The following is a 24,725-nucleotide window of genomic DNA, read 5'->3' on the forward strand; positions in this document are numbered from 1 at the left end:
TTCAGCGAGCTGGATGCGCGGAACCCGAGGAATAGGTCTGTGACAAGTGCACCTGCGGCCGCAACGGGCGCACCGGCCGGGACCTCGGGAAGTGGGGGCGAGAACCAGGCCGCCGACCCGATTGTCGCCGCCGGCCCGCAGCGCCGCCGATGGCCGCCCGATCGTCTACTGGCGACCTGGCTGCCAGCACTGCATCTGGCTCCGGTTCCGGCTCGGGCTCTCGGCGCGGCGGGCGTATTGGGTGAACATTTGGGCGGATCCGGAAGGCGCGGGCGCGGTTCGGGCCGCCGCTGACGGCACCGAGACCGTGCCGACCGTGTACGTCGACGGCAGGGCATTCGTGAATCCCGAGCCCGACTACGTCCGGGCCTGGGTAGGTGGACGCGACCAGCGCACCGAGTCAGCCTGACCGCAGGCCCACCCGGGCACCCCAGGCGTCACGGCCGGGCGCTTCGGAGCTGACCGGCCAGAGCCTCGAACAGATCGAGGCACCAACGGCATCTGATCCGCGCGGTCCCTTCCGGCGCGCATCTGCGCCGGATCGGACCCGTCTGCGGGCTGGTCCTAGCTCCAGACCGGTTTTCCGCCTCCCGGCGTTGACGTGATTCCCGGGCCGACGAGGGGAAAGCGATGCCGGGCAGGCCGCCATTCTGCGTGAACAGCTCGACGGCCGGACCGGGCTGAGAGCCGAGCACGAGGACCAGATCGACGTGGCGGCTCGGGAGAGTTTCGCGCGAGGATTGAACAAGCTGCCCGGGCAGCCACAGACGGTTTCTCTTCACCGAAGGCGAACTTGTCCAGCCAGCAATGACGAAGACAGAAAATCGGGCGTCGCAGGGCGGTGCGGACGGGACCTTCATCGCCGCGGACAGAGCGCGCGCCTTGGGCAATTTGGGTCAATCACTAGGGCTGCTGCATGTCTATCGGCTTCGTAGAGTCCGGTTTCCAACGCCCTCTCTTGCCGCTGATCGGGCGTTGCCTTTTCCGGCGGCGCGCCCAATACCTCAGGTCGCCACCGTGGTCTCTGAACCCGCGAAGGTGAAAAGCCACGTGCCATCGGCGGCGGGGCCGGAAGACCGCAGATATATATGGCGGCTCTGTGTCCGCTGGTCATGAAGCGCCACGCGTTCGTGAGGACTGCCGTCGGCATGCACGAGATACTCGAATCGCCGGATCTGACCATCCAGGGGACCGCCGTCGAAACGCGCCTTGACCCCCACGGGATCCGCTGGTGCGTTCGCACTCACAGCTTCAGCGTGCCACGGTCCGCGGAGCGGGACACCTCCGGCCTAGTCGTCGCACTCACAGTCCGCGATGGGTTATCGCTCGGTTGGGGGCGCGCGGTCGCCGCTGGGAGCATCGTTGAGACCAACCAGTCGGTAGGGTCGGCAAGTACATCCGCTCTTGCCGCTTTCAGCTTCGCGGAGCGCACCGGCAGGGCGGGGAGACAGGTTAGCCCGCCGGCCTCAGCGCAGCGGTCGGCCGCGAGAGCGCGTGCGTGGCCGGATCCATATTCCTGATCTTGGCTCCGGGACAGGTGGGCAGGATGCCCCGCCCGTCAGCGCTTTCTATCGGTGCGATGACGGCGGCCCCGGAGCCGCCCGCCTCACCGGCGTACCAGCCCGAATGCTGACACAAGCTCTCGACCAGACCCAAAGAGGCCAAGCCGACGAACGCCCTCTCGTGCCGCTGATAACGTGTCGGCGGCCAACCCTAGCCGCTCCAAATTCTCGGACGTCGCCGCTTGAGCCTCCGGTTCGCCGAGGGATCGATACGAATCGCGCGGTACGCAGACAACGGGGACCTCCCAGTCGGGGTGTCGACTGTCCGATCAGCAGGCCCCGTATCGCCAGGCCACCGGTGCGCGCGCATCGCCTCAGCGTGACGCTGCATGGTGGAGTAGCCCGGTCAGCGGGACGGATACCGATACCGGGCATCCTCAGGCCAGGACGGGTCCGGGGCCGCAGGCTGACCGTCGAACGGCGCGCCGGTCCCCCGCCGATTCGGTGGTGCTGCCGCGTGCGAAGGCACCCGCGTCGGCGCGGCACCGGCTGGCGGGTGCCGCCGGACAGGGATCGTGCCGGCCGTAGGTGGCGGCTCTGCCGGGGTTCGACCGGTGGCCTGCGCTTGGTCCTGGCCGATCGTCGCGTACGCCGCAGGCCTGGTTGCCTGAAGCACGAGAGCGACCACGACACCCGTGCCGAACACGCCGCCGATCAGGACGCCGACCAGCCACGCCGCCACCGGTGGGGATCCGGGAGCGATCTCTCGCACGCGGGTGACGCCGTAGAGGAAAATGAATCCGGTCGTGACGATCGAGAAGAACCCAGCGACGACCTGTCCTTCCCAGCCGAAGAAGCCGTCCTCGTCGGCGACGCCGCGCAGGAACCAGACCACGGTCGCCGCGGACGCCAGCGTGAGGACACCGGTGGCCGCCAATCCACTCCCCACTACCAGCCACAGCGGTAGGACCTTCTGCTCCGAAAACAACGCGAACAGCGCGATGAGACCGGCCACGACAGGCTGGATCAGCGCTGTCCGCCACGGGGGCGCACCACCGAGGCGTGGAATCGCCAACGGCGCCGGGAGCACCCCGTCGCGCGCCAGGCCGGCCAGCTGCCGGGACGTCGCGTTGTGCAGCGTGACCCCGGTGGCGAGGAGGCCGACGAGCAGAACGCCCAGCAGCAGGTTGGTCACCGTCCCCGCGGCACCCGCGCCGACGATCGACGCGACCACCGCCGGGAGGAAGGCGGCCCCCAGCGCGGCGGCCTGGAGCGGAGCCTGCTCGGGCCCGACGGCGACGCTGACGGCCCACGCGCTGACCACCAGCACCGCGGTCGTCACCGCGTAGGAGATGTAGGTGGCCTTCGGGATGGCCCGCTGCGGGTCGGTGAGCTCGTCGCTGTAGGTCGCGCCGGCCTCGGATCCGACGAACGCCGTCACGGCGAATACCAGCGCTACACCGAAGGAGCCGGAGAGGATCCACCCGGGATCGAGGGGGGTGAACGACACCTCCGACCCCGCGGCTTCGGTGAAAGCGCCCAGGTCGAACGCGAGCACAACGGCGATCTGCCCGACCACCACACCGAGAAGAAGCCGCACGACGATTCGCAACGGCACGACGCCGAGCGCGAGGACCGACACCACGCAGAGCAGGAGGCCGACAGCCGCGGGCAGAACGACGCCGAAGAGGCTGTCGACGAGCGCAACGAACACCGTGGCGAAGAAGCCGTACAGACCCGCGACCAGGCCGGTGTAGGCCAGCAGCGTCACCGCCGCGGCGCCCAGTCCGACCGGACGTCCGAGCCCGCGGACGACCTGCACGTAGAGACCACCGGGGTGACGTACCCGGCGCGCGAGCCCGCTGTAGCCAAGCACGAATCCGAGCAGGATCAGGCCGGCTAGCGCGAAGATCAGCGGGGTGGCGACGACCTTGCCGTTCTGCAGCGCGGTCGGGACGACCGCCCAGAGGAGGGTGAGCGGCGCATGGGCCGTGATCAGTAGCGCCACCAGGTGGTAGGTGCGCAGCCCCGCGCCGCGCGGCACCGGGGCGCTCACGCCGGACCCATTCTGAGTGCGCCGTCCAGGCGGATCGTTTCGCCGTTGAGCATCGGGTTGCCGACCACCGCGGCCACCAGATCCGCGTACTCGTCCGGGCGACCCAACCGGCTCGGGTGCGGGATTTGAGCACCCAGCGAGTCCCGGGCCGCTTCGGGAAGACCGAGCAGCATCGGCGTCTCGAACGTGCCGGGCGCGATTGCGCACACCCGGATGCGGTGCTGGGCGAGATCGCGCGCGGCGCACAGCGTGAGGCCGTGCACGCCGGCCTTGGACGAGGCGTATGCGGCCTGTCCGATCTGGCCCTCGAACGCCGCGATCGAGGCGGTGAGCACGACGACGCCGCGCTCGCCGTCGACCGGATCGACCGCCGCGATGCGCTCGGCCGCCAGGCGCAGCACGTTGAACGTGCCGACGAGGTTGATGCGGACGACGCGTTCGTAACGCTCAAGCGGGTGCGGACCGTGGCGCCCGAGGATGCGGCCGGGCGTCGCCACACCAGCGCAGGACACCACGGCGCGCAGCGGAACTCCGGTCTCGTCGACGGCGTCGAGCGCGGCGGCCACGTCCGACTCGGACGTGACGTCGGCCGGCACGAACCGGCAGCGTGGACCGAGATCGGCGGCGACCTTCTCGCCGTCCGAGCCGGGCAGGTCGAGCACGACCACGGCGGCTCCGAGCGCCGCGAAGCGGCGGGCGGCCGCCAGACCGAGGCCGGAGGCGCCTCCGGTGACGAGCACCGCGGAGCTGTCGTCGATCCGCATGAGTTCCCTCTCTGAAAGTCCGATCGAAAGCTGACCGCCGTCAAGCGGTAGGAGGCGGCGCGCGTCGCGGGATCGTCCGCTGGTTGAGGTGCCAGCCGGTTGTAACCGCAGATGGCGCGTGGACCGTATCGGTATACGTGAACACGGTCAACCTTTTGCGATGCCCCGCAAGCGCCCTTGCTGGCACAAATGGAAGAAGAACGAAGAAGGTACTCTTTCGGTTATCGTCTTTCGATCAACTTAATGTCGGGAGTACCGGCAGGAGCTGAGCCCTGGCGCCGATACGCTGAGAGCCGCGACACCGCAAGGAGGACGAGGGATGGCGACTGCTGCCGATACCGAGCTGGAGCAGACGACGCTGCACCTCGTGAACCTCATCGCGTACTCCGCGCACAACCGCACGTACCGTCGTCGCTTCGCGCTCGTCACCGGGCTCGACCTGCCCGGCGCGGAGATCGAGACGGTCACCGCGCTGACCGGCACCCCGATGACGACCGGCGCGCTCGCCGAGCGGCTCCGGATCGACATCACCCAGGCCAGCCGCCAGGTAGCCCGACTCGCGGCCCTGGGACTCGCCGAGAAGGAGCGCGACCCCGCCGATCGGCGTCGCATCGTGGTCTCGCTGACCGAGCAGGCACAACGGCGCGCCGACGCGTGGGCGGCGGTCTGGGTCAACGACTACGCGCTTCCCGTCGACGGTTGGGCCACCGAGGACGTCGACGCCCTCGGGGAGTGGCTGGCGATCGTCCATCGTGTGCTCGCGCCGGCGCTCACGTCGGTGCCGGAGCGGGACCTGCCGTCGAGTTGGGAACCGACCGGCGATGAGAACCGGGTTCGGTTCCTGCGGACGACCGTGCGTCTGGCCCGGCTGGTAGGTAACTCGCACGGTTTCCAAGACCTCCTGGACGAGGCCCGAACCAACCTGAACGAGCTGACGTACTTCACGCTCCGCGACATCTGGCGGCATGGGCCGACGACGGTCTCCGAGATCGCGTCCCGCCTGGCCATCGACGCGTCCCAAGCCAGCAAGCGGGTGACCGCGCTGCGGGAGCACGGCCTGCTCGACGAAGCGGTGGACGTGTTCGACCGGCGCAGCACCCGGCTGCGGGCGTCGCGGCGAGGTACCGCGGTCGTACGTCGCATTCATCAGAACCAGCTCGCCGGTTTCCTCGATCTGCTCGGAGAAGTCGACCCGGCGTCCCGCGGGCGCTGGACGACGCTGGTCAAGCGCTACGTCCACGTGCTGGCCACCGCCGAGGTGGACGAGCGGGGGTGGCTGGTGGCACGCGGCAGCACGGCGCGCCCGGTGACCGAGCGCGCCGCCGGCTGACCGAGGCCCCGCGACCGGGCTACGCGAGGGCGGACGCGTCGGCGAGGATCGACTTCAAGGGCACAGATGGATCGGCCACGACCGCTCGCGGCGGATGCCGCTCGTCTGCCAACGCCTTCTTCACCTGCAAGAAATCGGCGGGCGCGTTGACGCACTCGGCCGCGACCAGCCGGTCGCCCCGGTAGTAGAGCGTCGTCCTCCGTCCGGGCTTGGCGCCCGGCCGGACCAGCGCGTCGTCGCCGAGCTGCCGCAGGCCGGCGATCTGCAGCTTGAATGCCCCCTGATCCGACCAGAACCAGGGAACGCTCCGGTAGGTGCGGTCCTCGCCGAGGACGGTCCACGCCGCCGCGTTCGCCTGCTCGACGGCGTTGTCGACGCTCTCCAACCGCAGGCGCGACGTCTCCGCCGCGCCCGGCGTGGGATCCGGCAGGTTCGCGCAGTCCCCCACCGCCACGGTGACGCCGTCGGACGCAAGCGAACGACGGTCGACCACGACGCCGTCGGCGCAGTCCAGGCCGGCCGCCCGGGCCAGCTCGTCGCGGGGCACGACGCCCACGCCGACGAGCACCACGTCGGCGTCGAGCACGATCCCGTCGGCGAGTTCGACGCCGGTCGCGGCGCCGTCCGCGGTGACGATTCGCCGCGGCGCAGTGCCGAGGTGGAAGTCGATCCCGGCGGCGCGGTGCGCGTCGAGGAGGTACGACGCCGTCGGCGCCCCGAGTGCACGCCCCATCAGCTGGGGGCCGGCTTCCACGACCGCGACCTGCCGGCCCTGTGCCCGGGCGGTCGCGGCCGCCTCCAGCCCGATGAAGCCGCCCCCGACCACCACCACCACGCGCGCCCGGGACAGTCGGTCCCGAAGCCGCAGTGCCGAGTCGAGATCACGCAGGTACAGCACCCCGTCCGCGTCGGCGCCCGGCAGGTCGAGCCGTCGGGGTCGCGCGCCGGTCGCGAGCACCAGCCGGTCGAACGGGTAGCGCGCGCCGCTGGAAGCCCGGGCGATGCCCGACCCGCCGCCGGAGAACTCGACACCCCCCACCCGCTCGCCCAGCGTCACCGTGATGCGCTGATCGCGGTAGTACTCCGCATTGCGTAACGTGAGCGACTCGGCGGTCGCCGCCCCGGTCAGCAACGCCTTCGACAGCGGCGGACGCTGGTAGGGCGGGTGGGTCTCCTCGCCGATCAGGCGGATCGGCGAGGAGTACCCGAGTTCCCGCAGGCGGCTGGCGAGCTGGACGCCGGCCTGGGAGGCACCGACGACCAGCAGGCCCGCCCGCCCTGCGGTCACAGCTGCTCCGGCGGGATCGTCACGTGCACGTCGGTCCCCTCGCGCAGCACGAGCTGGCACGACAGCCGCGAGTTGGGCTCCCGATCGGTGGCCGCGCAGTCGAGCATCTCGTCCTCGTCCTCGCTCACCGGCGGGTAGGCGTCGAGCTCCCCCTCGGCGAGGAAGACGTGGCAGGTCGCGCAGGAGAGCACTCCCCCGCACTGCCCGACGATGCCGGCGACGCCGTTCTGCACGGCGGTGCGCATCACGGAGTCACCGACCTTGCCGTCGACGACGCGTTCCGCGCCGTCCGGCTGGGTGTAGAAGACCTTTGGCATGTGACGTTCTCCTTGCCGGTGCTACCAGGCGACCGGGAGTTCCACCATCGGCTGGCTGAGGTGATCGCGGTTCCACCTGATCTCGCCCGCCAGCCGCAACTGGGGCAGGCGCTTAAACAGCTCACCGATGCCGACCTGCATCTCCATCCGGGCCAGCGGCGCGCCGAGACAGTGGTGGAGGCCGTAGCTGAGCGTGAGTTGCGGGTTGTTCTGGCGGGTGATGTCGAACTCCGCGTCGTCGGGCAGGACGATGCCGTCGTGCGCGACCGCCGTCGGATCGATGAGGACGGCTTCGCCTGCGGCGATGAGCTGCCCGTCGATCACGACGTCCTCGGTGGCCACGAACGGCACCAACCCGCCGCCTCCACCGACCGGCGTGCCGAGCGCCCAGCCGCCGTGCCGCAGGATCTCCTCGACCGCGGTGGGCATCAGCCCGTCGACGTCGGTGAGCAGGAGCTCCCGCTGGGCGTCGTGGTGCAGCAGGGCGGCGACGCCGGTGGAGATGAAGTTCGCGGTGTTGTCGAAGCCGGCGATGATCAGGATCAGCGCGATCGGCATGATCTCGTCGTCGGTGAGCGACTCGTCTTTGTCCCGGGCGTTGGCCAGGTCGCTCAGCAGGTCTTCGCGCGGTTCGCGTCGCCGCTCCTCGATCAGCCCGCTCATGTAGCCGATGAGCTCGAGCATGTCGTTGGCGATCCGTTCCTCCGGCATGTTCGCCGTCGCCAGCGTCGACGCCGCCCACCGCTCGAATTTCGGCCGGTCCTCCGGCGGCACGCCGAGCAGGTTGCTCAGCATCTGGATCGGCAGACCCAGCGCATACTCCTCGACCAGGTTGGCCGGACTGCCCTTGGAGACCATCTCGTCGATCAGGTGGTTGGCGAACTCCACCGCGGACTCACGCATCGCCCGGACGCGCTTCGGCGAGATCGACCGCTGCACCAGCCGGCGGAGCTTGGTGTGGTGCGGCGGGTCCTCGAACTGGATCGTCGTCTTGAGGAAGTCGGGGAACTCGACGAAGTACGGCACGACCCGCTCGCCGGTGCGGAACGGCTCCCGGACGAATCGGGTGTCGCCCAGCATGTCGCGCGCCGCCTGGTTCCGGTGGATGACCCAGACGTCCCCGCCGAACGGCATCGTCATCTTCGTCATCGGCCGGTCGGCCGCGATCCGGTGGTACTGCTCGGCGGCCTCGTGCACGGGCCGCGGCCCGAACGGGTACTCGGTGCCGGGCGGATAGGCCCGCTCGGTGGTTTCGGTCATCGCGTGTCCTTCGATCTCAGGCGGTCGGCAGCGTCGCGGGCGCGACGACCTGGGGAGCGGCGTCCGGGGTGATCTCCATGACCTCGGCGAACCGGGCGGCGACCGTCTCCAGCGTCAGGTCCGGGTCGGTGAAGCCGGTCGTATTGACGATCGCCATCCGGTTGACGATGCCGCCCGCGACGTTGAACACCTCGCCGGTGACCGCGCAGTCGGGGTGCACCAGGTAGGCGGCGACCGGCGCGACCTGCTCGGACTTGAGCGACGTGCGCATGTACTCGAGAATCTCCGGCGGCAGTCCGTCGGCGCTCGCCTCGGCCATCCGGGTACCCGCCCCCGGCGCGAGCGCGTTGACCCGGATGCCGACCGCCGCGCCCTCCAGCGCGAGGTTGCGGGTGAGCCCGAAGACCGCGCCCTTCGAGCTGCCGTAGTGGGTCATCCCGGGATTGCCGAGCATCGCGGCGGAGATCGTGTTGACGATCCGCCCGCTGCCGGAGTCGCGCAGGTGCGGCCAGGCAGCTCTCGCCACGAACAGCGAGCCGAAGAAGTGGACGTCGAGGTGGCGCTGGTACTCCTCGACCGATACCTCGTCGAACGCGGCGGTGCGGACGATGCCGGCGTTGTTGATCACCGCGTCCAGCCGACCGTAGGTGTCGACCGCGGTCTGCACGACGGAGGCCGCGCCGTCCTCCGTGGACACGTCGGCACGGGACGCGACCGCGGTCCCGCCCTGCGCGGTGATCTCGTCGACGACCGCGGCGGCCGGGGCGTCGCCGTCGACGCCGGCGCCGTCGGTGCGGGCGCCGAGGTCGCTCACCACGACCGACGCGCCGCGGCTGGCGAGCAGGAGCGCGTGCGCGCGGCCGATGCCGCGGCCGGCGCCGGTGACGACGACCACGCGGCCGTCGAAGCGAAGCTCGTTCATCGTTGATTCCTCTCCGATCCGGGTCTGAGGGGTCACGGCCGGTTCTTGCCGCCGCTGACCGCGACGTCAGCCACCCAGATCGACGCGAGGCCCTCGGCCCGCGACTTCGCGAAGTCCATGACCTCGAGGCCGACCGTGACGTAGAGCGTCCGACGGTCCGTGCCGCCCAGCCCGCACGCCGAGCCGAAGCCGCTCTCGAGCGGAATCGCCACCGCGTCGGTCACGGTCCCGCCCTCGACGATCCGGACGACGTAGCCGCTGCCGGGCATCGCCGCCCAGACCCCACCCTCGTCGTCGAGGCAGATCCCGTCGGGCAGGAACGGAGCCGCGGCGAACGTCCGCCGGTTGCTCAGCGTGCCGTCGGCGGCCCGGTCGAGCACCTCCACGCGGCTCGCGAACGCCTCCACCGTGATCAGCCGAGTCCCGTCCGCGGTGATCGCGATCCCGTTGGCGCCCAGGAACGAGCCGACGTCGCTGAGTGCACGGACGCTGCGGTCGGGCTCGACCACCAGAAGGTCCGACGCGGCCACCTCCGCGCCGTTGAACAGATCGAAGCCGAGCTGGGTGACGTACGCGCGGCCGTCGGCGTCGACGACCATGTCGTTTATCGGACCCGGCGCCAGGTCAGAGAGGTCGGCCCAGGTCTCCAGCGCGGTGCCGTCCCAGACCAGGACCAGCTTCTCGTGCATCGAGGTGACCAGCACCCGGCCGTCCGGTAACCAGCCGAAGCCGCCCAGGACCACCTCGACGTCGGTCGCGGCGTCCCGCTCGCGGGCATCGATGAAGACCGACGTGCTGCCGTCCTCGGCCACCGCCAGGACGGTGTGGTTATACATGTCGCTGAAGTAGAACGCCCCGTCGTGCCAGCGCGGGCACTCCGGCCAGGAGAAACCGCGGGCCAACTCGCGGGCAGGGATCGACCGGGCGTTCCGCACGGCCTCGGAGACAGCATCCACCATGACAACCTCGTTGTTTCGTGGGGTCAAGTAAAAAGAAGAGTGATTCACGGGATGAGCGACACCGCGACCGCACCTGTGGGTTGAGTCACAGTAGCACTTAGATGCTTGTCGTCAAGTATTCGGTGAAGACCTCACCGAGCAGCGCGTGCTGCCGTTCGGTGAACGGCAGCTGCGGGCCGGCGTAGGCGAGTTGCAGCAGCTCCTTGGTGGCCTCGACGCCTCGGGCCGGGTGACGTGCGATCAACCCGGCGAGCCGGCGGGCCTCGGACACGGCCTGCCCCGGTGGGGTGAGCGCGGCGACCAGTCCCCGCGCACGCGCATCGACCGCGCTCATCGGCTCTCCGGTCAGCGCCAGGAGCATCGCGGCACCGCGCGGCATGGTCGCCGCCAGCGACCGCAGACCTCCGCCGGCCGCGAACAGGCCGTGCCGGACCTCGGGCAGCCCCAACCGCGCGTCGGTGGCGGCGACCACCGCGTCGCAGGCCAATGCCAGCTCCAGGCCGCCACCGGCCGCCCAACCCTCGACGGCCGCGAGCAACGGCGTCGCGGTCGGGGGCAGCAGATCGCTGGGCCCCTCCCCCGCGGTCACGTCGATCTCGCCGGCCGCGAACGCGGTCAGGTCCATGCCCGAACAGAACGTCCCGCCGGCGCCCGTGAGTACACCGGCCTTGAGATCCGGCCGCTCGTCCAGCTCGCTGACCGCGTGCCGGAGCAACCGCGTGGCCTCGCTGTCCAGCGCGTTCCGGACGTGCGGCCGGTTCAGCGTGATCACCCGGACACCGAGCGCGTCGTCGACCAGGACCGGTGGCTCGGCGGCCATCAGGAGACCACCGCCGGCGGTGTGGCCTCCGCGCGCAGCACGCGCCGCAGCAGCTTGCCCATCTCGTTGCGGGGCAGCTCGGCGCGGATCAGCACCCGCTCGGGCACCCGCGTCGAGCGCAGGCGCTCGGCCACCCACCGCTGGACCGTTCCCTCGTCGAGCGCGACGCCCGGGCGAGGGACGACCGCGGCGACGGCCACCTCCCCCCACTGGTCGTCCGGCACACCGAAGACCACGGCCTCGTCGACGTCCGGATGGGCGGCGATCACGTCCTCGATCTCGCCCGGCGAGAGGTTCTCGCCGCCGCGGACGATGACGTCGTCGAGGCGCCCCTCCACATAGACGTACCCGTCGTCGTCGATCCAGCCCGCGTCCCGGGTGCGGAACCACCCGTCGGCGTCGATGCGCGAGCCGGAGGCGTACTCGCCGGAGACCTGAGGGCCGCGCACCCATAGCTCACCGCGTTCTCCGGCCGGGAGGTCGGTGCCCACGGGGTCGCGCACCACGATCTCCACCGACGGCAACGGACGCCCCACCGATCCGAGCCTCCGCCGCACCGACGGGTCGGTCGAGGACCGCGCCTCGCGGTGCTCGTCGGGCCCGAGCACCGCGATCGACGACGTCGTCTCGGTCAGGCCGTACCCGTTGACGAAGTTCACGTGCGGCAGGAGCTCGAGCGCCTTCTCGATCACCGGGAGCGGCATCCGGCCGCCGCCGTACGACAGGTGCCGCAGCGCGGGCAACGCGGTGCCGTCGCGCTCGAGCACGTCGATGATGCGGGCCAGCATCGTCGGCACCAGCATCGCGTGGGTGACCTGCTGCTCGGCGGCGAGCGCCACCCAGGCGTCCGGGTCGAAATTCGGCAGCTGAACGATCCGGCGTCCGCTGTAGAGGCCGGTGAGCAGGCCGGCGACCCCGGCGATGTGGTACGGCGGGACGCTCACCAGCGCGGCCTCGTCGGCGCCCGCCGAGAGCAGTTCGGTGCCGCCCAGCACGTAGGAGGTGAGGTGACGGTGCCGCAGAATCGCGACCTTCGGCTTGCCGGTGGTACCGCTGGTGTGCAGCAGCACCGCCGGTGCCTCCGGATCGTGCTCCGGCTCGACCGGCGCGAGGTCGGGGACGGCCGCGGCGTAGGCCGCGGTCTCGACCACGTCGACGCCGTCGGCGAGTGCGACGCCCCGGAGCGTGCGCTCGTCGGCGATCAGCAGCGCGGGCGCCTGGTCGGCGACCAGGGCCTCGAACGGCGCCTTGGCCAGCCGGTAGCTGATCGGCGCGAACGGACGGCCCGCCACGGCCGCCGCGAACAGCGCCACGGGGAAGGCGATCGTCGCCGTCCCGGCGTAGAGCACCGGCCTCTCGGGTTGCCCGGCCAGCGCCGCCGCCGCGACGCCGACCCGCTCGCGCAGCTGACCGTAGGTAAGGCCGGAGCGACGGTCGCCGAGCGCGACCCGGTCCGGCTCGACCGACGCGACGATGTCCAGCAGGCTGACGATGTTCATCGGTCGCCCTCAGTCCGACGCCGGCAGCGCCTTGGCCGCGGCGAGCCGCAGCGGAGTACCGGCCAGCGTGACCGGGCCGCGGCCGGGCTTGGTGCACAGCAGCTCGAGCGAGCCTGCCTCGTCGCTGTAACGCTTACCGACGAGGATCGCCTCGCCGGTGCCGGTCTTCGGTCCGGCCGGCGCCGTACCCACGGTGACCAGCGGCTCGCCCGCGCACGCCAGGTCGACGTCGCCGGGGGCGGCGCGCACGACGATGAACTCGGCGGACGACGCCGCGCTCGACAGTTTGACTCCGGGCTTGATTTCCACGATGAAGTGCCCTTCGGGGATGAGGGGAACAGGTCAGCCGTACAGGCCGGGTTCGGCGGACTTCTCCGGCGCGAACAGGACGCTGTGGTCGGGCAGGGCGCCGGGCCGGGGCAGGCGGACCACCGCGGTCGCCGTCGCCGTGGACACCTCGTCCTGGTTTACGACCGCAGCCTCGATCTCTACCTCGCCGCCGAACTCGTCGGCGTCGAGAACTCGGCTGACCTGGGCGTAGACGGTGTTCGTGTCGCCGATGAGGTTGGGGCGGCGCAGCTGGGACGAGAGCCGTACCAGGTCGCCGTGGTCCCCCATCCAGTCGCTGACGACCTGCGTGAGCCAGGCGATCCGCTGCGGACCGTAGTCGAAGCTGGTCGCCTGGGACCGGTTCGCGCGGGCGTACTCGGGGTCCGCGCGCCCACCGGCTCCCATGTCGATCGTGCCCGCGTCGACGTAACGCGCCCGGTTCGTGCTCAGCGAGCCGTAGGTGAACAGGTAGAGCTCCGTGGTGGTGTAGGTGCCCTTCGGCAGCTCCGGAAGCTCCTCGCCGACCTGGACGTCGTCCCAGTACCGCGGTTGTGCGCCCCGGCGGGTCCGCTCCCACACCAGCGGATCGGGGGCGACCCGCGGCTTGTCCCCGGTATCGCTGGCTTGCACACCCTTCCCGGGGTTGACGAAGCGCAGCATCCGGTTGGTGACCCGGGCGACCGGCTCGGCGCGGTGATTGAAGTACTCGGTACGCCCCGAGCAGATCAACGCCTCACCGAGCTGCCGCATCGTCGTCGGAGTGACGTCGACCGGCGTCTCGATCGAGCGGACCCGGTCGCCGACCCAGACCGGCCGGTACCACTCGATGTCGGCGCCGAGGTAGAGGATGCTCAGGTCCTTCATCGCGACGTCCGCGGGCGGGATGTGGCCCCAGATCGAGGCGTTCGCGCCGAAGTTCATCGAGAAGACGAACGAGGGAGAGCCGACGAGTTGGTGGTACCGGCCGTCCCGGGCGTACACCGGGTCGCGGTAGAGCGGGTTGAAATCGCCGGAGCCGTCGCCGTGCCGACGCAGCCACTCTGGCGTGACCTCGCGCCAGGGCTTCGGCGTCAGCGGCTGTCCCAGGCCCTCGCGGTACTCTTTCTCGAACACGTCGAGTGTGGTGATGCGACTCATGACGGGCGTATCCCCTCGGGACTCGGGACAGCGGAGGTCGACAGCAGCTGCCACGGCAGCCGGTCGATGCGCAGGCGGGCGGAGCGCGGCGATCCCCAGACCAGCTCGGTTCCGGCCGCGGTGCGGGTGACGGTGGCGTGATAGGTCGGCGGCTCACGGTTCGTCCGGACGAGCACCTCCTCGACCGTGCGCAGACGGCGGAGGTCGTGCAGCGTCATCCAGGTGGGTGGCATCAGCGCGCGCAGCCCTTCGCCGTGCTCGGTGAGGGCTCGCTCGCCGGTGAGCCAGGCGTGCTCGGTGATCTCGAGCCCGTCCACCGTCACCGGCTGCGCCGGCGCGACGGCGAGGAAAAACCACGTCCGCACCTGCACCGGCGCTTCGGACGGCGGGATCCAGCACGACCAGGCGCGCAGCGATTCCGGCGGCAGCACCAGGCCGGTCTCCTCGCGCAGTTCGCGCACGGCCGCGCGGCGGACGGCGTCCGTGTCGGACGGATCCCCATCGGCCGGTTCGACTGCGCCGCCAGGGAAGACCCAGGCCCCGGCGAACGTACGGCTGTCCGGGCTGCGCCGGACCAAGAGGGTCTCCACCCCGGCCGGACCGTCGCGGAGCACGACGACGGTCGCTGCCGACCTCACGAGCGCCACTTCCCTCTGCCCAGGACGAACCGGCCTTCCGCCCGGGCGGTCACGCGGCCCTCGACGCTGACCGTCGCCCAGGCGTACGTGGTGGTGCCGTCGATCTCGCTGTGGCTCGCCTCCACCGTCAGCCGGGAACCCAGCGGCGTCGGGGCCAGGTACCGCACGGACAGCTGCGCGGTGAGGCTGGAGCGTCCGACCCCGTGCAGGTAGATGCCGAGCGCATGGTCGAGCAGCACGGCGACGTAACCACCGTGGACGACCTTCGGCGGGCCACCGAACTCGGGCCCGAGCACGGTCGTGCCGGTTGCGCGGCCGCCGTCCACGCGCATCCGCAGCGGCGGCGAGACCGGATTGAACAGCGCCCAGGCGTCGCCGGTTTCGACCGGCGCGGCACCGGGGCGGAAGTACCACGGCTGCTGGGCCGACGGACCCCGAAGCTCCCTGGCCAGTTCGTCGACCCGCTCGGCGACCTCGGCAGCGCGGGCGTCGTCCAGTTCCGCGATGACGCTCAGCGCATTCAGCTCGCGCAACCGGGCCACCAGCTCCGCTCGTCCCTGAAGGGAGCTGCTCATCCGGCGACCCCGGTCTCGCGCAGCTTCGCCACGTCGCTCTCCTCGAGACCGAGCGACCGCAACACCGCGTCCGTGCTCGCACCGGACGCCTCGACCCGGCCGGGAGCGGCCGGAGCACACCGGCTGAACCGCGGTGCCGGCGCGGCCGACGGCACGCCGTCGACGAGCGGGAACATGCCGCGTGCGCGAGCGAGCGGCGTCGCGACCGCCTCGCGCAGGCTCAGGACCGGCGTCACGCAGGCGTCCTCGCCGTCGAACACCGCCGTCCACTCGTCCCGGCTGCGGGTCGCGAAGATCTCGGCGACGCGCGCTTTCACCGCGGGCCAGCCGGCGCGGTCCAGCTGTGGCGGCAGCTCCGCCGGGTCGAGCCCGAGTCCCGCGAGGAGCCGGGCGTAGAACTGCGGCTCGATCGCGCCCACCGCGACGAAGCGGTCGTCGCTGGTCCGGTAGACGCCGTAGAACGGGGCCGCGCCGTCGAGGATGTTGCTGCCGCGCTCGTCCACCCACGCGCCCCGCGCGGCCAACGCGTAGAACGGCGCCATCATCGTCGCGACACCGTCCACCATGGCCGCGTCGACCACCTGGCCCTGCCCCGAGGAGGACGCGTCCAGCAGCGCGGCGAGGACGCCGAGCGCCAGCATCGCTCCACCACCGCCGTAGTCGGCGACCAGGTTCAGCGGCGGCACCGGCGATCCGTCCTGCTCGCCGACCGCGTGCAGGGCTCCGGTGAGCGCCAGGTAGTTGATGTCGTGTCCGGCGGCCTGCGCGAGCGGGCCGTCCTGTCCCCAGCCGGTCATCCGGCCGTAGACCAGACGCGGGTTGCGGCGCAGGCACTCCGCGGGGCCGAGCCCGAGCCGCTCGGTCACGCCGGGCCGGTATCCCTCGATCAGCACATCGGCGCCCTCAATCAGGTCGAGGACGATCTCCACCGCGCGGGGTTGCTTGAGGTCCAGCGCGATCGAACGTCGCCCCCGGGCATGGATGTCCGTCTCCGGGTGGGTCGGTCGGGCTGCGCTGAGGCGGTCGACCCGGATGACGTCCGCGCCGAGTCCGGCCAGGAGCATGCAGGCATACGGGCCGGGGCCCTGCCCGGCCAGCTCGATCACCCGCACGCCGTCCAGCGGCCCCGCCAGCGAAGTCCTGTTTTCGTTCGCACTCACTCAGAACCCCAGTGGCCTGGTTCCGATGACGCCGCGGCGCTCGAGATCGGCGAGCCGCTCGTCGGACAGTCCCAGCTCCCCACCGAGGATCTCCGCGTTGTGTTCGCCGAGGGTCGGCGGCCGCCGCCGCATCCACTGGGGCTGCCCCACGCGGCGGAACGGCAGCGTCGGCAGCGCGAGCGTGCCCGCGTACGGCAGCTCGGTGAGCTCGTAGGAGCCACGGCCGGCCAGCTGCGGGTGCTCGTGCAGGAACCGGGCATCGATCAGCCGCGCCGCCGGAACCCCGGCTGCCAGCAGCGTCTCCACCACGTCGTCGGCGTCGCGCTCGGCGATCCAGCCGCTGAGTTCCTTCTCCAGCGCGGCGGCGCGGGCGCGGCGCCCGGCGCGATCGGCCAGGTCTGTCTCGTCCGCCCAGTGCCGGAACCCGGTGACCTCGGTGAGCGCCGTCCACTGGGCTTCGTCGAGTACCGAGATCCCCACCCAGCGGTCGGTGCCACGGGCCCGGAACGCGCCCTGGAGGTGGGCCTCGGACCCCCGATTGCCCTGCGCCGTGAGCAGCTCACGGTCGCCGGTCCAGGCGATCACCTGCTCCGCGGTCATCACCAGAGCGGCCTCCGCCAGGGGGGACTCGACCAGCATGCCGACGCCGGTGCGGCGGCTGCGGTAGATCGCCGCGGCGAGCGCGAAGAACGAGTTCGCCGCGCCCATCGGGTCCGCGGGTCCGCTGGGGTTCGTCGGGTCGCCGTCCGGATAGCCGGTGCGCCAGGCGAGCCCAGAGAACTGCTCGACGGTTTGCGCGTAGCCGACCATCGAGCGGCGCGGGCCGGTGAGGCCGAACGCCGGCATGCGGTGCATCACCAGCCGAGGGTTGAGCTCGTGGACCGCCGCCCAGTCGAGCCCGACCGACTCCAGGACCCGGGGCGCGTAGTTCTCGATCAGCACGTCGGCCGACGCGATGAGCTCGCGCAGCAGGGCGACCCCGTCCGGCTGGGAGAGGTCGAGCGTGACGTTCCGCTTGTTGCCGTTGGCACCGAGGTAGAAGTTGCTGCACTCCCACCAGTGGTCGCGGGTGGGCGGGAGACCGCCCATCGTCCGCGAACCGTCGATCCGGTTGGTGCTCTCGACCTTGATCACGTCCGCGCCGAACGCGCCGAGCAACGAGCCGACGTAGGCACCGACCCACCAGGTCCCGAGGTCGAGGACGCGCAGCCCGGCGAACGGCGCCGGCCGGTCGAGCTGCCGGTCGGGGCGCTCCCCGGTCGCCGCTGCCGCCGCGCCGGTGCGCGCCGGACGCTCGCCGTCGAACAGGAACGGCGGCGCCGGCTCCCGGAAACCACCACCGGGATGGTCGGGGTAGAAGTCGCGGGCGACGATCTGGGGGTCGTCGAGGATCGTCCGGCCGTTGTGGACCGGTGCGCACGGGATCCGGAACGCGGCCGCCCGCTCGACGATCTCGGCGACCGTGTGCCGCCGGGTCCAGGATCGGACGGCTTCGGTCAGCTCGGCGGCCCGCCGGTAGCGACCCTCGTGCGTCTTCATCTCCTCGTCGGCCAGGTAGTCCGGCCGTTCGATGAGCACGAGGAAGTCCTCGTGGTTCTGCACGGAGGCGAGGTTGAAGCCGACCCAGCCGTCGCTCGCCGGCTCCACCGAGGGCGTCAGCCGCCGACGCTGGAGGAACGGCTCGCGGGGCATGCCGTGCACGGCGGCCATCACGTCGATGAAGAGGTTCGTGGAGTACCCCGACACTTCCAGCAGTGGAACGTCGAGTACGCGTCCGTCCGGACCGCCCTGCAGCGCGGCGATCGCCGCACCGGCGGCCATCGCGCCGGCGATCCACAGCGGCTCGGCGCTGCCGGTCGCGAGCGGGTCGTTCTCCAGCACACCGCGGATGCTCAGCGAGCCGGACTCGGCTTGGAGCGTGAACTCGCTCCACGGCCGTCCGGCTCCGGCCCACGGACCGTCCAGTCCCCACGGCGTGAGGAAGACGACGACCCGGTCGTCGTCGAACGCCGCGCGCAGCTCGGCGTCGGGGGCGTCCGGGAGTTCGATCAGGACGATATCCGCGTCCACCTCCCGGCTTACCCGCGGAAGGTCGGCGAGGTCGGCGTCGGTCCGCTCCTTGCCGGAGTGCAGGTACGCGGCGAGCGCGGGCCTTTCCGGACCGCTGCCGGGCGCGCCCGCGCGGACGACGCGGGCCCCGGCGTCGCGCAGGGTGCGGCCGGCGTAGCCACCGGCGATCGACCGGGACCACTCCAGGACCCGGACGCCGGTCAGGGGGGCGGAACGGGGAACGTCGTTGTTCGATGCCGTCATGTCAGCTCACCGCCAGGAGGTCGCCGAGTTCTTCGAGTCGCTGGCCGGGACCGCCGAGGGCGAAGACGTCGTTCTTCGCCCCCAGGAAGGCCCGGTGAACGGGATAGTCGAGATCCACGCTGGTGCCGCCGTGCAGGTGCATCGCCGCCTCGCCCACGCGGGTCGGGGCTTCGGTCGCCCAGACTGTGGCGATCGCGAGCGCCTCTTCCGCGGGGAGCTCCTCGGCCAGCAGCCAGATCGCCTGCCAGGTGGTGAGCCGCAGGCCCTCGGTGTCGATGTAGGCGTCGGCCAACCGGTGGGCCACCGCCTGGAACGAACCGATCGGGCGGGTGAACTGCTCGCGCTCGGACACGTAGGTCGCGGTGAGCGTCAGCGCGGCGTCGCAGCGGCCGAGCTGGGCCGCGCATCGGGCGGCGTCGATCCGGGGCAGCGTCCAGTCCAGAACGTCCGCGGCGTCACCGCACGCGCGGACGACATCGGCGTCCGCGACGGGGGTGTCGGTGAGCCGGACGTGCCAGCGCGGCAGCCGGTCGACGGTGGCGTGCGGCGTCCGCTCCACCGTGCTCGACCGCAGGTCGACGAGGAACAGCCCGACTCGACCGGTCTCGTCGGCGGCGTCGACCAGCAGGCGTTCGGCCCGATCGGCGGCCGGCACGTGGGACAGCACACCGCGCAGCGCCCAGCCGTCCGCCGTGCGGGTCACCACCGGCCGCGCCGCCCGACCACCGGGCCGGGTTAGGGCTCCCACCAGAAGCGTCGTCCCCGCGGCGAACGGCGCCACCAGCCGCTCGCGCTGCTCGGGCGTGCCGAAGCGGGCGAGTGGCGCAGCGACGGCCACCGCGGTGTCGACCAGTGGAACCCGCACGCACGCGCGCGCCGCGGCCTGCACCAGCACGCACAGTTCGGTGAAGCCGGCGCCGCTGCCGCCCAGTTCCTCCGGGAGTGCGATGCCGATCAGTCCGGCGGCCGCGAGGTCCTGCCAGACCACCTCGTCGACGCTGTCGCCGGCGGCCTCCACCGCGCTGAGCCGTTCGGGCTTACCGCGATCGGTGAGGATCGTCGTCGCCAGGTCGAGAACGTCCTGCTGCGTTTCGTCGAACGTGAAGTCCACGGGGAACCCTTCGTCGCTGGAGCCGGTCAGCGCTTGGCGCGCGGAAGGCCGAGACCGAACTGGGCGATCAGGTCGCGCTGGATCTCGTTGACGCCGCCGATGAACGTCATGACGTTGGAGGACGCGACGCCCTTCGCCATCGAGCCGCCGAGGATCGCGGCGGGATCGTCGTCGGTGAACACCGCGTCGGGACCGGCGATCTGCGCGAGCATGCGCGCACCGCGGCCCATCAGCTCGCTGCCGAACACCTTCGCCGAGGACGCGTCGGCGGCGTTGAGGCTGCCGTTGTCCACCGCGGTGGCGAGCTTGCGGTTGAGCACGCGGAGGAACTCCGCGTCGGCCTTCACCCGCGCCAACGCGGTCCGGACCCAGGCCTTGTCGATCAGCCGGGTGCCGTCGGGGTAGTGCTGTTCCTTGGCCCAGGCGGTCACGGCGGCGAGGCCTCGCTCGAGCTGCACGGAGGAGACCAGCGCGACCCGCTCGGAGTTCAATTGGCCGGTGATGATCGCCCAGCCGTTGTTCTCGCCACCGATGCAGTTCTCCACCGGGACGCGCACATCGGTGAACGAGACTGCCGCGATCGAGTTGTCGCCGAGTGTCCGCAACCGGGTCGACTCGACACCGGGGGCATCGCGCGGAACGACGAGTACCGAGATGCCCTTGTGCCGGAATGCGTCCGGATCGGTGCGGACCGCGAGCCAGATGTAGTCGGCGGCCTCCATCATTCCGGTCCAGAGCTTCTGGCCGTTGATCACGTACTCGTCGCCCTCGCGCACCGCCCGGGTCCGCAGCGACGCCAGGTCGGTGCCGGAGTCGGGCTCGGAGTAGCCGATCGCGAAGTGCACCCGGCCCTTGAGGATGCCCTGCACGAGCGTGCGCTTCTGCTCCTCGGTACCGTGCGCGGCGATCGCCGGCCCGATACTGTTGATTGTGAGCAACGGAGTCGGCACGTTCGCATACGCTGCCTCGTCGTTGAAGATGGCCTGCTCGACCATCGTTCGCCCCTGCCCGCCGATCTCCCTCGGCCAGCCGATCCCCAGCCACCCGTCTTCCCCCAACCGGCGAACGACGCTGCGGTAGGCCTCCGTCGCAGCCACTGCCGAGTACCCGTGGCGTAAGTGTCTCCGCTCCTCGGGCGTCATCAGGTCCGCGAAGTACGCCCGCAGCTCCTGCTGAAGTTTCTCCTGCTCAGGGCTGTACTTGAGATGCATGTGACCTCTCCTGCCGACCTGTCGCCGCGCGACGTGCATCCGACGCCGACCCCTCGGACGCTAGCTAGTTAGTTTCTTCTGATCAAGTGTTTCGCGGAACTCTTGTCGCACTGCGGTCATCCGATGGTCATCTCGGACGCCGCCCGGAACCGACCGCGACGGGATCCGCCGCTATTAGTTGACCGAAAGAAAACGTCGCCTTAACTTGAGCGGTACGGGCCGCGCAGGCAGTAGGAGGCCGCATGAGCAAGGCAACGTCGCCGACGCCCGCCGGGATGATCGATCGCGTGGTCGACATCCTCGGTGCGTTCGAGGGCGTGGGCAGCCTGACCCTCGCCCAGGTCGTCACGCGAACCGGGATCCCCCGGTCGTCCGCGCACCGGATCCTCGAGCACTTGGTGAAGGTGCGCTGGCTACGCCGCGAGGAGAACACCTACGAGCTCGGTCTGCGCATGCTGGAGCTGGGCACGCTGGCGGCCCACCACAACGCGCTGCGGTCCGCGGCCCTGCCGCACCTGCACAACCTGCAGAACCGGACCGGGCTCGTCGTCCACCTCGCGGTGCTCGACGGCACCGACATCATCTACCTCGACAAGGTCGGCGGCCGCCTCGGGATGCAGGTCCCCTCCCGAATCGGTGGACGCGCACCGGCGCACTGCACCGCCGCCGGCAAGATGCTGCTGGCCGCCGCGCACGACGACGTCGTGCAGGCGGTGCTCGCCGGGCCGATGGAGGCGCCGACGTCGGCCAGCCTCGTCTCCGAGCGACGCCTGCGGGCGGAGCTCCGACGGGTGGCCGAGCGCGGCGTCGCGTTCGATCGGGAGGAGTCCGCGCACGGCATCGGCTGCGTGGCCGCACCGGTGGGACGCCCGGACGCGCCGAGCGCCGCGGTGTCGATCTGCGGCCCGGTCGGCCGGGTGAACTTCGAACAGCTCGTTGGAACCGTGCGGGCGGCCGCCCGGCAGGTGTCGACCGCTCTGCTCAGCGGCCAGATCCGGTACCTGCCCGGCTCGCTGAGCGAAGCCCGCGTGGCGATCGCCGCGGGCCAGTGAATTTCGACCGACCCCTGCGGACGGCGTTCAGCCTGCGGGAAAAGGTGAGGTCGAAAAGAGTTCAGTAGCAACACGCCGCGAGGCCGGGCGTCCGGCCTCGCGGCGGTGCTCTCAGGACCGCGCGATGTTGGCGCGGCTGGCTTCGATCGCGGCGAGGCGGCGGCGGAGGAGGGCCGCGGCGGCCGGGTCGCCCTCCTCAGCCGCCAGCTCCGCCCTGGTGTCGGCCTCCAGCTGCGCCAGCCGGTCGGTGGCCAGCGCCCGGGTCAGCAGGTCCTGCTCGACCCAGTCGTCCTCCGGGATGTCCGCTCCGCCGTCGTCGGGCCGCCCGCTCACGCGTCTACTCCGCGAGCTTCGTCGTCCCAGAAGTTGAACAGCCGACGCGCGTTTGTCTCCACGATCTTGCGGGCCTCGTCGTCCGGCACGTCCGCGAGGACCTTCTCGGCGTACTTGCGGCTGTGCGGCCAGTAGGAGTCCGAGTGCGGGTAGTCGCACTCCCAGGTGATGTTGTCGATGCCGATGTCGTGGCGGTTCTTCAGCCCGAAGACGTCGTCGATGAAGCAGCCGTAGATGTGCTTGCGGAACAGCTCCGACGGACGGACGTCCTTGACCACGTTCTGGTACCAGCGGTGCCGCTCCCAGGTACCGTCGATGCGCTCCAGCAGGTACGGCACCCAGCCGATCCCGCCCTCGGAGAGCGCGACCTTGAGGTTCGGGTGGCGGTGGAAGACCGGCGAGAACAGCAGGTGGGCGGTGGCCGACATCAGGTTGGTGCCGTAGAGCGAGATCGTCACCGCGTACGGTGCCTCGGGGGCGGTGGCCGGCGGGGACCCGGACGAGCCGAAGTGCATGCAGAGCGGCAGATTCGCTTCCTCGGCCGCGGACAGCACGCCCTCCCAGTGGTCGGTGTAGAGCGAGGGCAGCCCCAGCGGCACCATGTTCTCCGGGAACGAGATGCCCTTCGCACCCTTGGCGACGGTCCGGTGGATCTCGGCCACACAGGCGTCGGCGTCCCACCACGGCAGCACGACCAGCGGGATGAACCGGCGCGGGTCGGTGGCGCACCACTCGTCCAACACGAAGTCGTTGTACGCGAGCACGCACGCGTGCGCGAGCTCCATGTCACCGCCCTCGGCGGTGAACAACGCCCCGGCGAAGCGGGGGAACGACGGGAAGTTCGCCCCGGCCCACACGCCGTCGAGGTCCATGTCGACCAGGCGGGCCCGCGGGTCGTAACACCCAGGGATCATGTCGGCGTAGCGGACCGGCTCCACGCCGTACTCCTCCGGGCGCTTGCCGGCGACCGCGTTCAGCCCGATCGCGGGGAACCGTTTGCCCTGGTAGTACCAGACCTGGATCGGCGGCCCGCCGGACGGCGAGGGTTCGTCGACGATCCGGGGCCCGGGCTCCTGGAACTTGGCGGGGAGCCGGTCGGCCCACACCCGCGGGTGCTCGATGAGGTGGTCGTCGACCGAGATCAGTTTCATCGATGGCTGGAGCGGCACGTCTACCTCCTGGACTGCACGGGATGGGGCGCCGCCCGCAGGTACGGCGTACGCAGGCGGGACGGGTCGATGTCGTCGGGCTGCCAGCCGGGCAGCAGCGCACGGCCGTCGACGGTGTGCACCGGCCGGTTCAGCTCCACGAGCAGCGAGAGGTTGTAGGCGATGCGACCGGTGAGCACCGCGGGGTCCCCGGTGCACAGCGCGAGCGCGGCCTCGGCGATCGTCTCCTCCGGCTCTGCCTCGTCGGCGCGGACACCGGCGACCCGCTGCGCGTTCTCGGTGGCGATCTGGTACTCCGGGGCCAGCGCGTTGACCGCGATGCCGTCGTCGTAGAGATCCATCGCCGCGCCGGTCGTGATCCGGTCGATCATCGCCTTCGTGCCGCCGTAGAGCGCGGCGCCGTAGGTTGGGTTGGGCGGGAACGGCGGGCCGAGCCGGGGGCCGGCCTGCGACGAGGAGATCATCAGGATCCAGCCGGCGCCGCGCTGCCGCATGCCGGGGACCGCGGCCGCGGCCAGCTCCCACGCCGCCCACACGTTCGTCTCGACGGCCCGCCAGAACGCGTCCCGGGTCATGTCCGGGAAGCGCTGGTCGAAGTTGCGTTCGGCGGCGGCGTTGTTCACCACGATGTCGACCGGCGCGCCGAACGCGTCGGCGGCGCGGCTCAGGATCTGCGCCCGATCGGCCTGCCGGTCGGCGAGGTCGAACGGGATCGCGACGGCGCGCCCGCCGTCGGCGTGGATCTGGTCCACGGTCTCCTCCAGCGACCCGGCCAGCGTGCCGTCGCCGGGGCGGAGCGACCGGCCCGCGGCGGCGACCGCGATCCCGTCGGCGGCCAGCCGCCGCGCGATCGCCCGCCCGATGCCTCGGCTGGCGCCCGTGACCACGGCGACGTGCGGCGCCGTCCCGTCGGTCACGGGCGCATCGAACGCCGCTCCGGCGACGCCGGGCAGCGGCTTTCCGGCTGGGACCGTCGGGC

Annotated in this window: 22 protein-coding genes and 1 pseudogene; 3 read left to right on the forward strand and 20 right to left on the reverse strand. The window is 71.3% G+C overall.

Going from position 1 to position 24,725, the window contains the following annotated elements:
• Positions 1-82: 82 nt before the first annotated feature.
• Positions 83-409, forward strand: a pseudogene (locus ABEB28_RS04390) (glutaredoxin domain-containing protein); the annotation flags it as partial.
• A gap of 1,499 nt (positions 410-1,908) precedes the next feature.
• On the opposite strand, the gene ABEB28_RS04395 reads toward ABEB28_RS04390, so the two are convergent.
• Both ABEB28_RS04395 and ABEB28_RS04400 read right to left on the reverse strand, forming a co-directional pair.
• Entirely contained in the window at positions 1,909-3,558 is a 1,650-nt protein-coding gene (locus ABEB28_RS04395) for an APC family permease (RefSeq protein ID WP_345726649.1), read from the reverse strand.
• On the reverse strand, positions 3,555-4,322 hold the full coding sequence (locus ABEB28_RS04400; RefSeq protein WP_345726650.1) for an SDR family NAD(P)-dependent oxidoreductase: 768 nt from the start codon (positions 4,320-4,322) through the stop codon (positions 3,555-3,557). The genes ABEB28_RS04395 and ABEB28_RS04400 overlap by 4 nt, the downstream gene beginning before the upstream one ends.
• A gap of 319 nt (positions 4,323-4,641) precedes the next feature.
• Here ABEB28_RS04400 and ABEB28_RS04405 point away from each other — a divergent pair, with 319 nt between their 5' ends.
• A complete protein-coding gene (locus ABEB28_RS04405; protein WP_345726651.1) occupies positions 4,642-5,652 on the forward strand; it encodes a MarR family transcriptional regulator in 1,011 nt (336 codons plus the stop codon).
• Between the two features lie 19 nt (positions 5,653-5,671).
• Here ABEB28_RS04405 and ABEB28_RS04410 read toward each other — a convergent pair whose 3' ends face one another.
• From ABEB28_RS04410 to ABEB28_RS04480, 15 genes are all read right to left on the reverse strand, one after another.
• Complete coding sequence (locus tag ABEB28_RS04410; RefSeq protein WP_345726652.1) at positions 5,672-6,940, reverse strand: NAD(P)/FAD-dependent oxidoreductase; 1,269 nt, start codon at positions 6,938-6,940, stop codon at positions 5,672-5,674.
• The gene (locus ABEB28_RS04415) at positions 6,937-7,257 is read right to left on the reverse strand and encodes a 2Fe-2S iron-sulfur cluster-binding protein (RefSeq protein ID WP_345726653.1); all 321 of its coding nucleotides are present in this window, start codon (positions 7,255-7,257) and stop codon (positions 6,937-6,939) included. The genes ABEB28_RS04410 and ABEB28_RS04415 overlap by 4 nt, the downstream gene beginning before the upstream one ends.
• Positions 7,258-7,278: 21 nt before the next feature.
• On the reverse strand, positions 7,279-8,517 hold the full coding sequence (locus ABEB28_RS04420; RefSeq protein WP_345726654.1) for a cytochrome P450: 1,239 nt from the start codon (positions 8,515-8,517) through the stop codon (positions 7,279-7,281).
• A gap of 16 nt (positions 8,518-8,533) precedes the next feature.
• Positions 8,534-9,439, reverse strand: coding sequence for an SDR family NAD(P)-dependent oxidoreductase (locus ABEB28_RS04425; protein WP_345726655.1), 906 nt, complete (start codon positions 9,437-9,439; stop codon positions 8,534-8,536).
• Between the two features lie 32 nt (positions 9,440-9,471).
• Positions 9,472-10,398: an SMP-30/gluconolactonase/LRE family protein gene (locus ABEB28_RS04430; RefSeq protein WP_345726656.1), complete on the reverse strand. Its 927-nt coding sequence runs from the start codon at positions 10,396-10,398 to the stop codon at positions 9,472-9,474.
• Between the two features lie 97 nt (positions 10,399-10,495).
• On the reverse strand, positions 10,496-11,218 hold the full coding sequence (locus ABEB28_RS04435; protein WP_345726657.1) for an enoyl-CoA hydratase-related protein: 723 nt from the start codon (positions 11,216-11,218) through the stop codon (positions 10,496-10,498).
• Positions 11,218-12,717 (reverse strand): class I adenylate-forming enzyme family protein, encoded by a 1,500-nt coding sequence (locus ABEB28_RS04440; RefSeq protein ID WP_345726658.1) that lies wholly within the window; start codon positions 12,715-12,717, stop codon positions 11,218-11,220. Before ABEB28_RS04440 ends, ABEB28_RS04435 begins: the two co-directional genes overlap by 1 nt.
• 9 nt (positions 12,718-12,726) lie before the next feature.
• Positions 12,727-13,026 carry a hypothetical protein gene (locus ABEB28_RS04445; protein WP_345726659.1) on the reverse strand — a complete coding sequence of 100 codons (300 nt, stop codon included), beginning with the start codon at positions 13,024-13,026 and terminating at the stop codon, positions 12,727-12,729.
• Positions 13,027-13,059: 33 nt separating this feature from the next.
• A complete protein-coding gene (locus ABEB28_RS04450; protein ID WP_345726660.1) occupies positions 13,060-14,184 on the reverse strand; it encodes an FAS1-like dehydratase domain-containing protein in 1,125 nt (374 codons plus the stop codon).
• Positions 14,181-14,822, reverse strand: a complete 642-nt coding sequence (locus ABEB28_RS04455; protein ID WP_345726661.1) for an NUDIX hydrolase — start codon at positions 14,820-14,822, stop codon at positions 14,181-14,183. Before ABEB28_RS04455 ends, ABEB28_RS04450 begins: the two co-directional genes overlap by 4 nt.
• Positions 14,819-15,397: a PaaI family thioesterase gene (locus ABEB28_RS04460; RefSeq protein WP_345726662.1), complete on the reverse strand. Its 579-nt coding sequence runs from the start codon at positions 15,395-15,397 to the stop codon at positions 14,819-14,821. The genes ABEB28_RS04455 and ABEB28_RS04460 overlap by 4 nt, the downstream gene beginning before the upstream one ends.
• Complete coding sequence (locus ABEB28_RS04465) at positions 15,394-16,557, reverse strand: CaiB/BaiF CoA transferase family protein (RefSeq protein ID WP_345726663.1); 1,164 nt, start codon at positions 16,555-16,557, stop codon at positions 15,394-15,396. The genes ABEB28_RS04460 and ABEB28_RS04465 overlap by 4 nt, the downstream gene beginning before the upstream one ends.
• The gene (locus tag ABEB28_RS04470; RefSeq protein WP_345726664.1) at positions 16,558-18,870 is read right to left on the reverse strand and encodes a CaiB/BaiF CoA-transferase family protein; all 2,313 of its coding nucleotides are present in this window, start codon (positions 18,868-18,870) and stop codon (positions 16,558-16,560) included.
• Position 18,871: 1 nt separating this feature from the next.
• On the reverse strand, positions 18,872-19,981 hold the full coding sequence (locus ABEB28_RS04475) for an acyl-CoA dehydrogenase family protein (protein ID WP_345726665.1): 1,110 nt from the start codon (positions 19,979-19,981) through the stop codon (positions 18,872-18,874).
• A 26-nt stretch (positions 19,982-20,007) separates the two neighbouring features.
• On the reverse strand, positions 20,008-21,192 hold the full coding sequence (locus ABEB28_RS04480; protein WP_345726666.1) for an acyl-CoA dehydrogenase family protein: 1,185 nt from the start codon (positions 21,190-21,192) through the stop codon (positions 20,008-20,010).
• A 242-nt stretch (positions 21,193-21,434) separates the two neighbouring features.
• Between ABEB28_RS04480 and ABEB28_RS04485 the strand changes: the two genes are divergently transcribed.
• On the forward strand, positions 21,435-22,244 hold the full coding sequence (locus ABEB28_RS04485; protein WP_345726667.1) for an IclR family transcriptional regulator: 810 nt from the start codon (positions 21,435-21,437) through the stop codon (positions 22,242-22,244).
• A 111-nt stretch (positions 22,245-22,355) separates the two neighbouring features.
• Here ABEB28_RS04485 and ABEB28_RS04490 read toward each other — a convergent pair whose 3' ends face one another.
• Genes ABEB28_RS04490 through ABEB28_RS04500 form a run of 3 tightly spaced genes read right to left on the reverse strand, consistent with a single transcriptional unit; the run spans position 22,356 to position 24,663 of the window.
• Positions 22,356-22,577, reverse strand: a complete 222-nt coding sequence (locus ABEB28_RS04490) for a hypothetical protein (protein WP_345726668.1) — start codon at positions 22,575-22,577, stop codon at positions 22,356-22,358.
• Complete coding sequence (locus tag ABEB28_RS04495; protein WP_345726669.1) at positions 22,574-23,746, reverse strand: amidohydrolase family protein; 1,173 nt, start codon at positions 23,744-23,746, stop codon at positions 22,574-22,576. Before ABEB28_RS04495 ends, ABEB28_RS04490 begins: the two co-directional genes overlap by 4 nt.
• Positions 23,747-23,748: 2 nt before the next feature.
• Positions 23,749-24,663, reverse strand: coding sequence for an SDR family NAD(P)-dependent oxidoreductase (locus tag ABEB28_RS04500; RefSeq protein ID WP_345726670.1), 915 nt, complete (start codon positions 24,661-24,663; stop codon positions 23,749-23,751).
• Between the last annotated feature and the right edge of the window lie 62 nt (positions 24,664-24,725).

This window comes from Cryptosporangium minutisporangium (assembly GCF_039536245.1).
GTDB classification, from domain to species: Bacteria; Actinomycetota; Actinomycetes; order Mycobacteriales; family Cryptosporangiaceae; genus Cryptosporangium; species Cryptosporangium minutisporangium.

Bases quoted from the DNA above. Each gene is read 5' to 3' on its own strand.
- ABEB28_RS04470 (WP_345726664.1), bottom strand. From the start codon at position 18,870: ATGACGGCATCGAACAACGACGTTCCCCGTTCCGCCCCCCTGACCGGC.
- ABEB28_RS04450 (WP_345726660.1), bottom strand. From the start codon at position 14,184: ATGAGTCGCATCACCACACTCGACGTGTTCGAGAAAGAGTACCGCGAG.
- ABEB28_RS04435 (WP_345726657.1), bottom strand. From the start codon at position 11,218: ATGGCCGCCGAGCCACCGGTCCTGGTCGACGACGCGCTCGGTGTCCGG.
- ABEB28_RS04485 (WP_345726667.1), top strand. From the start codon at position 21,435: ATGAGCAAGGCAACGTCGCCGACGCCCGCCGGGATGATCGATCGCGTG.
- ABEB28_RS04460 (WP_345726662.1), bottom strand. From the start codon at position 15,397: ATGAGCAGCTCCCTTCAGGGACGAGCGGAGCTGGTGGCCCGGTTGCGC.
- ABEB28_RS04420 (WP_345726654.1), bottom strand. From the start codon at position 8,517: ATGACCGAAACCACCGAGCGGGCCTATCCGCCCGGCACCGAGTACCCG.
- ABEB28_RS04425 (WP_345726655.1), bottom strand. From the start codon at position 9,439: ATGAACGAGCTTCGCTTCGACGGCCGCGTGGTCGTCGTCACCGGCGCC.
- ABEB28_RS04480 (WP_345726666.1), bottom strand. From the start codon at position 21,192: ATGCATCTCAAGTACAGCCCTGAGCAGGAGAAACTTCAGCAGGAGCTG.
- ABEB28_RS04405 (WP_345726651.1), top strand. From the start codon at position 4,642: ATGGCGACTGCTGCCGATACCGAGCTGGAGCAGACGACGCTGCACCTC.
- ABEB28_RS04430 (WP_345726656.1), bottom strand. From the start codon at position 10,398: ATGGTGGATGCTGTCTCCGAGGCCGTGCGGAACGCCCGGTCGATCCCT.
- ABEB28_RS04415 (WP_345726653.1), bottom strand. From the start codon at position 7,257: ATGCCAAAGGTCTTCTACACCCAGCCGGACGGCGCGGAACGCGTCGTC.
- ABEB28_RS04440 (WP_345726658.1), bottom strand. From the start codon at position 12,717: ATGAACATCGTCAGCCTGCTGGACATCGTCGCGTCGGTCGAGCCGGAC.
- ABEB28_RS04400 (WP_345726650.1), bottom strand. From the start codon at position 4,322: ATGCGGATCGACGACAGCTCCGCGGTGCTCGTCACCGGAGGCGCCTCC.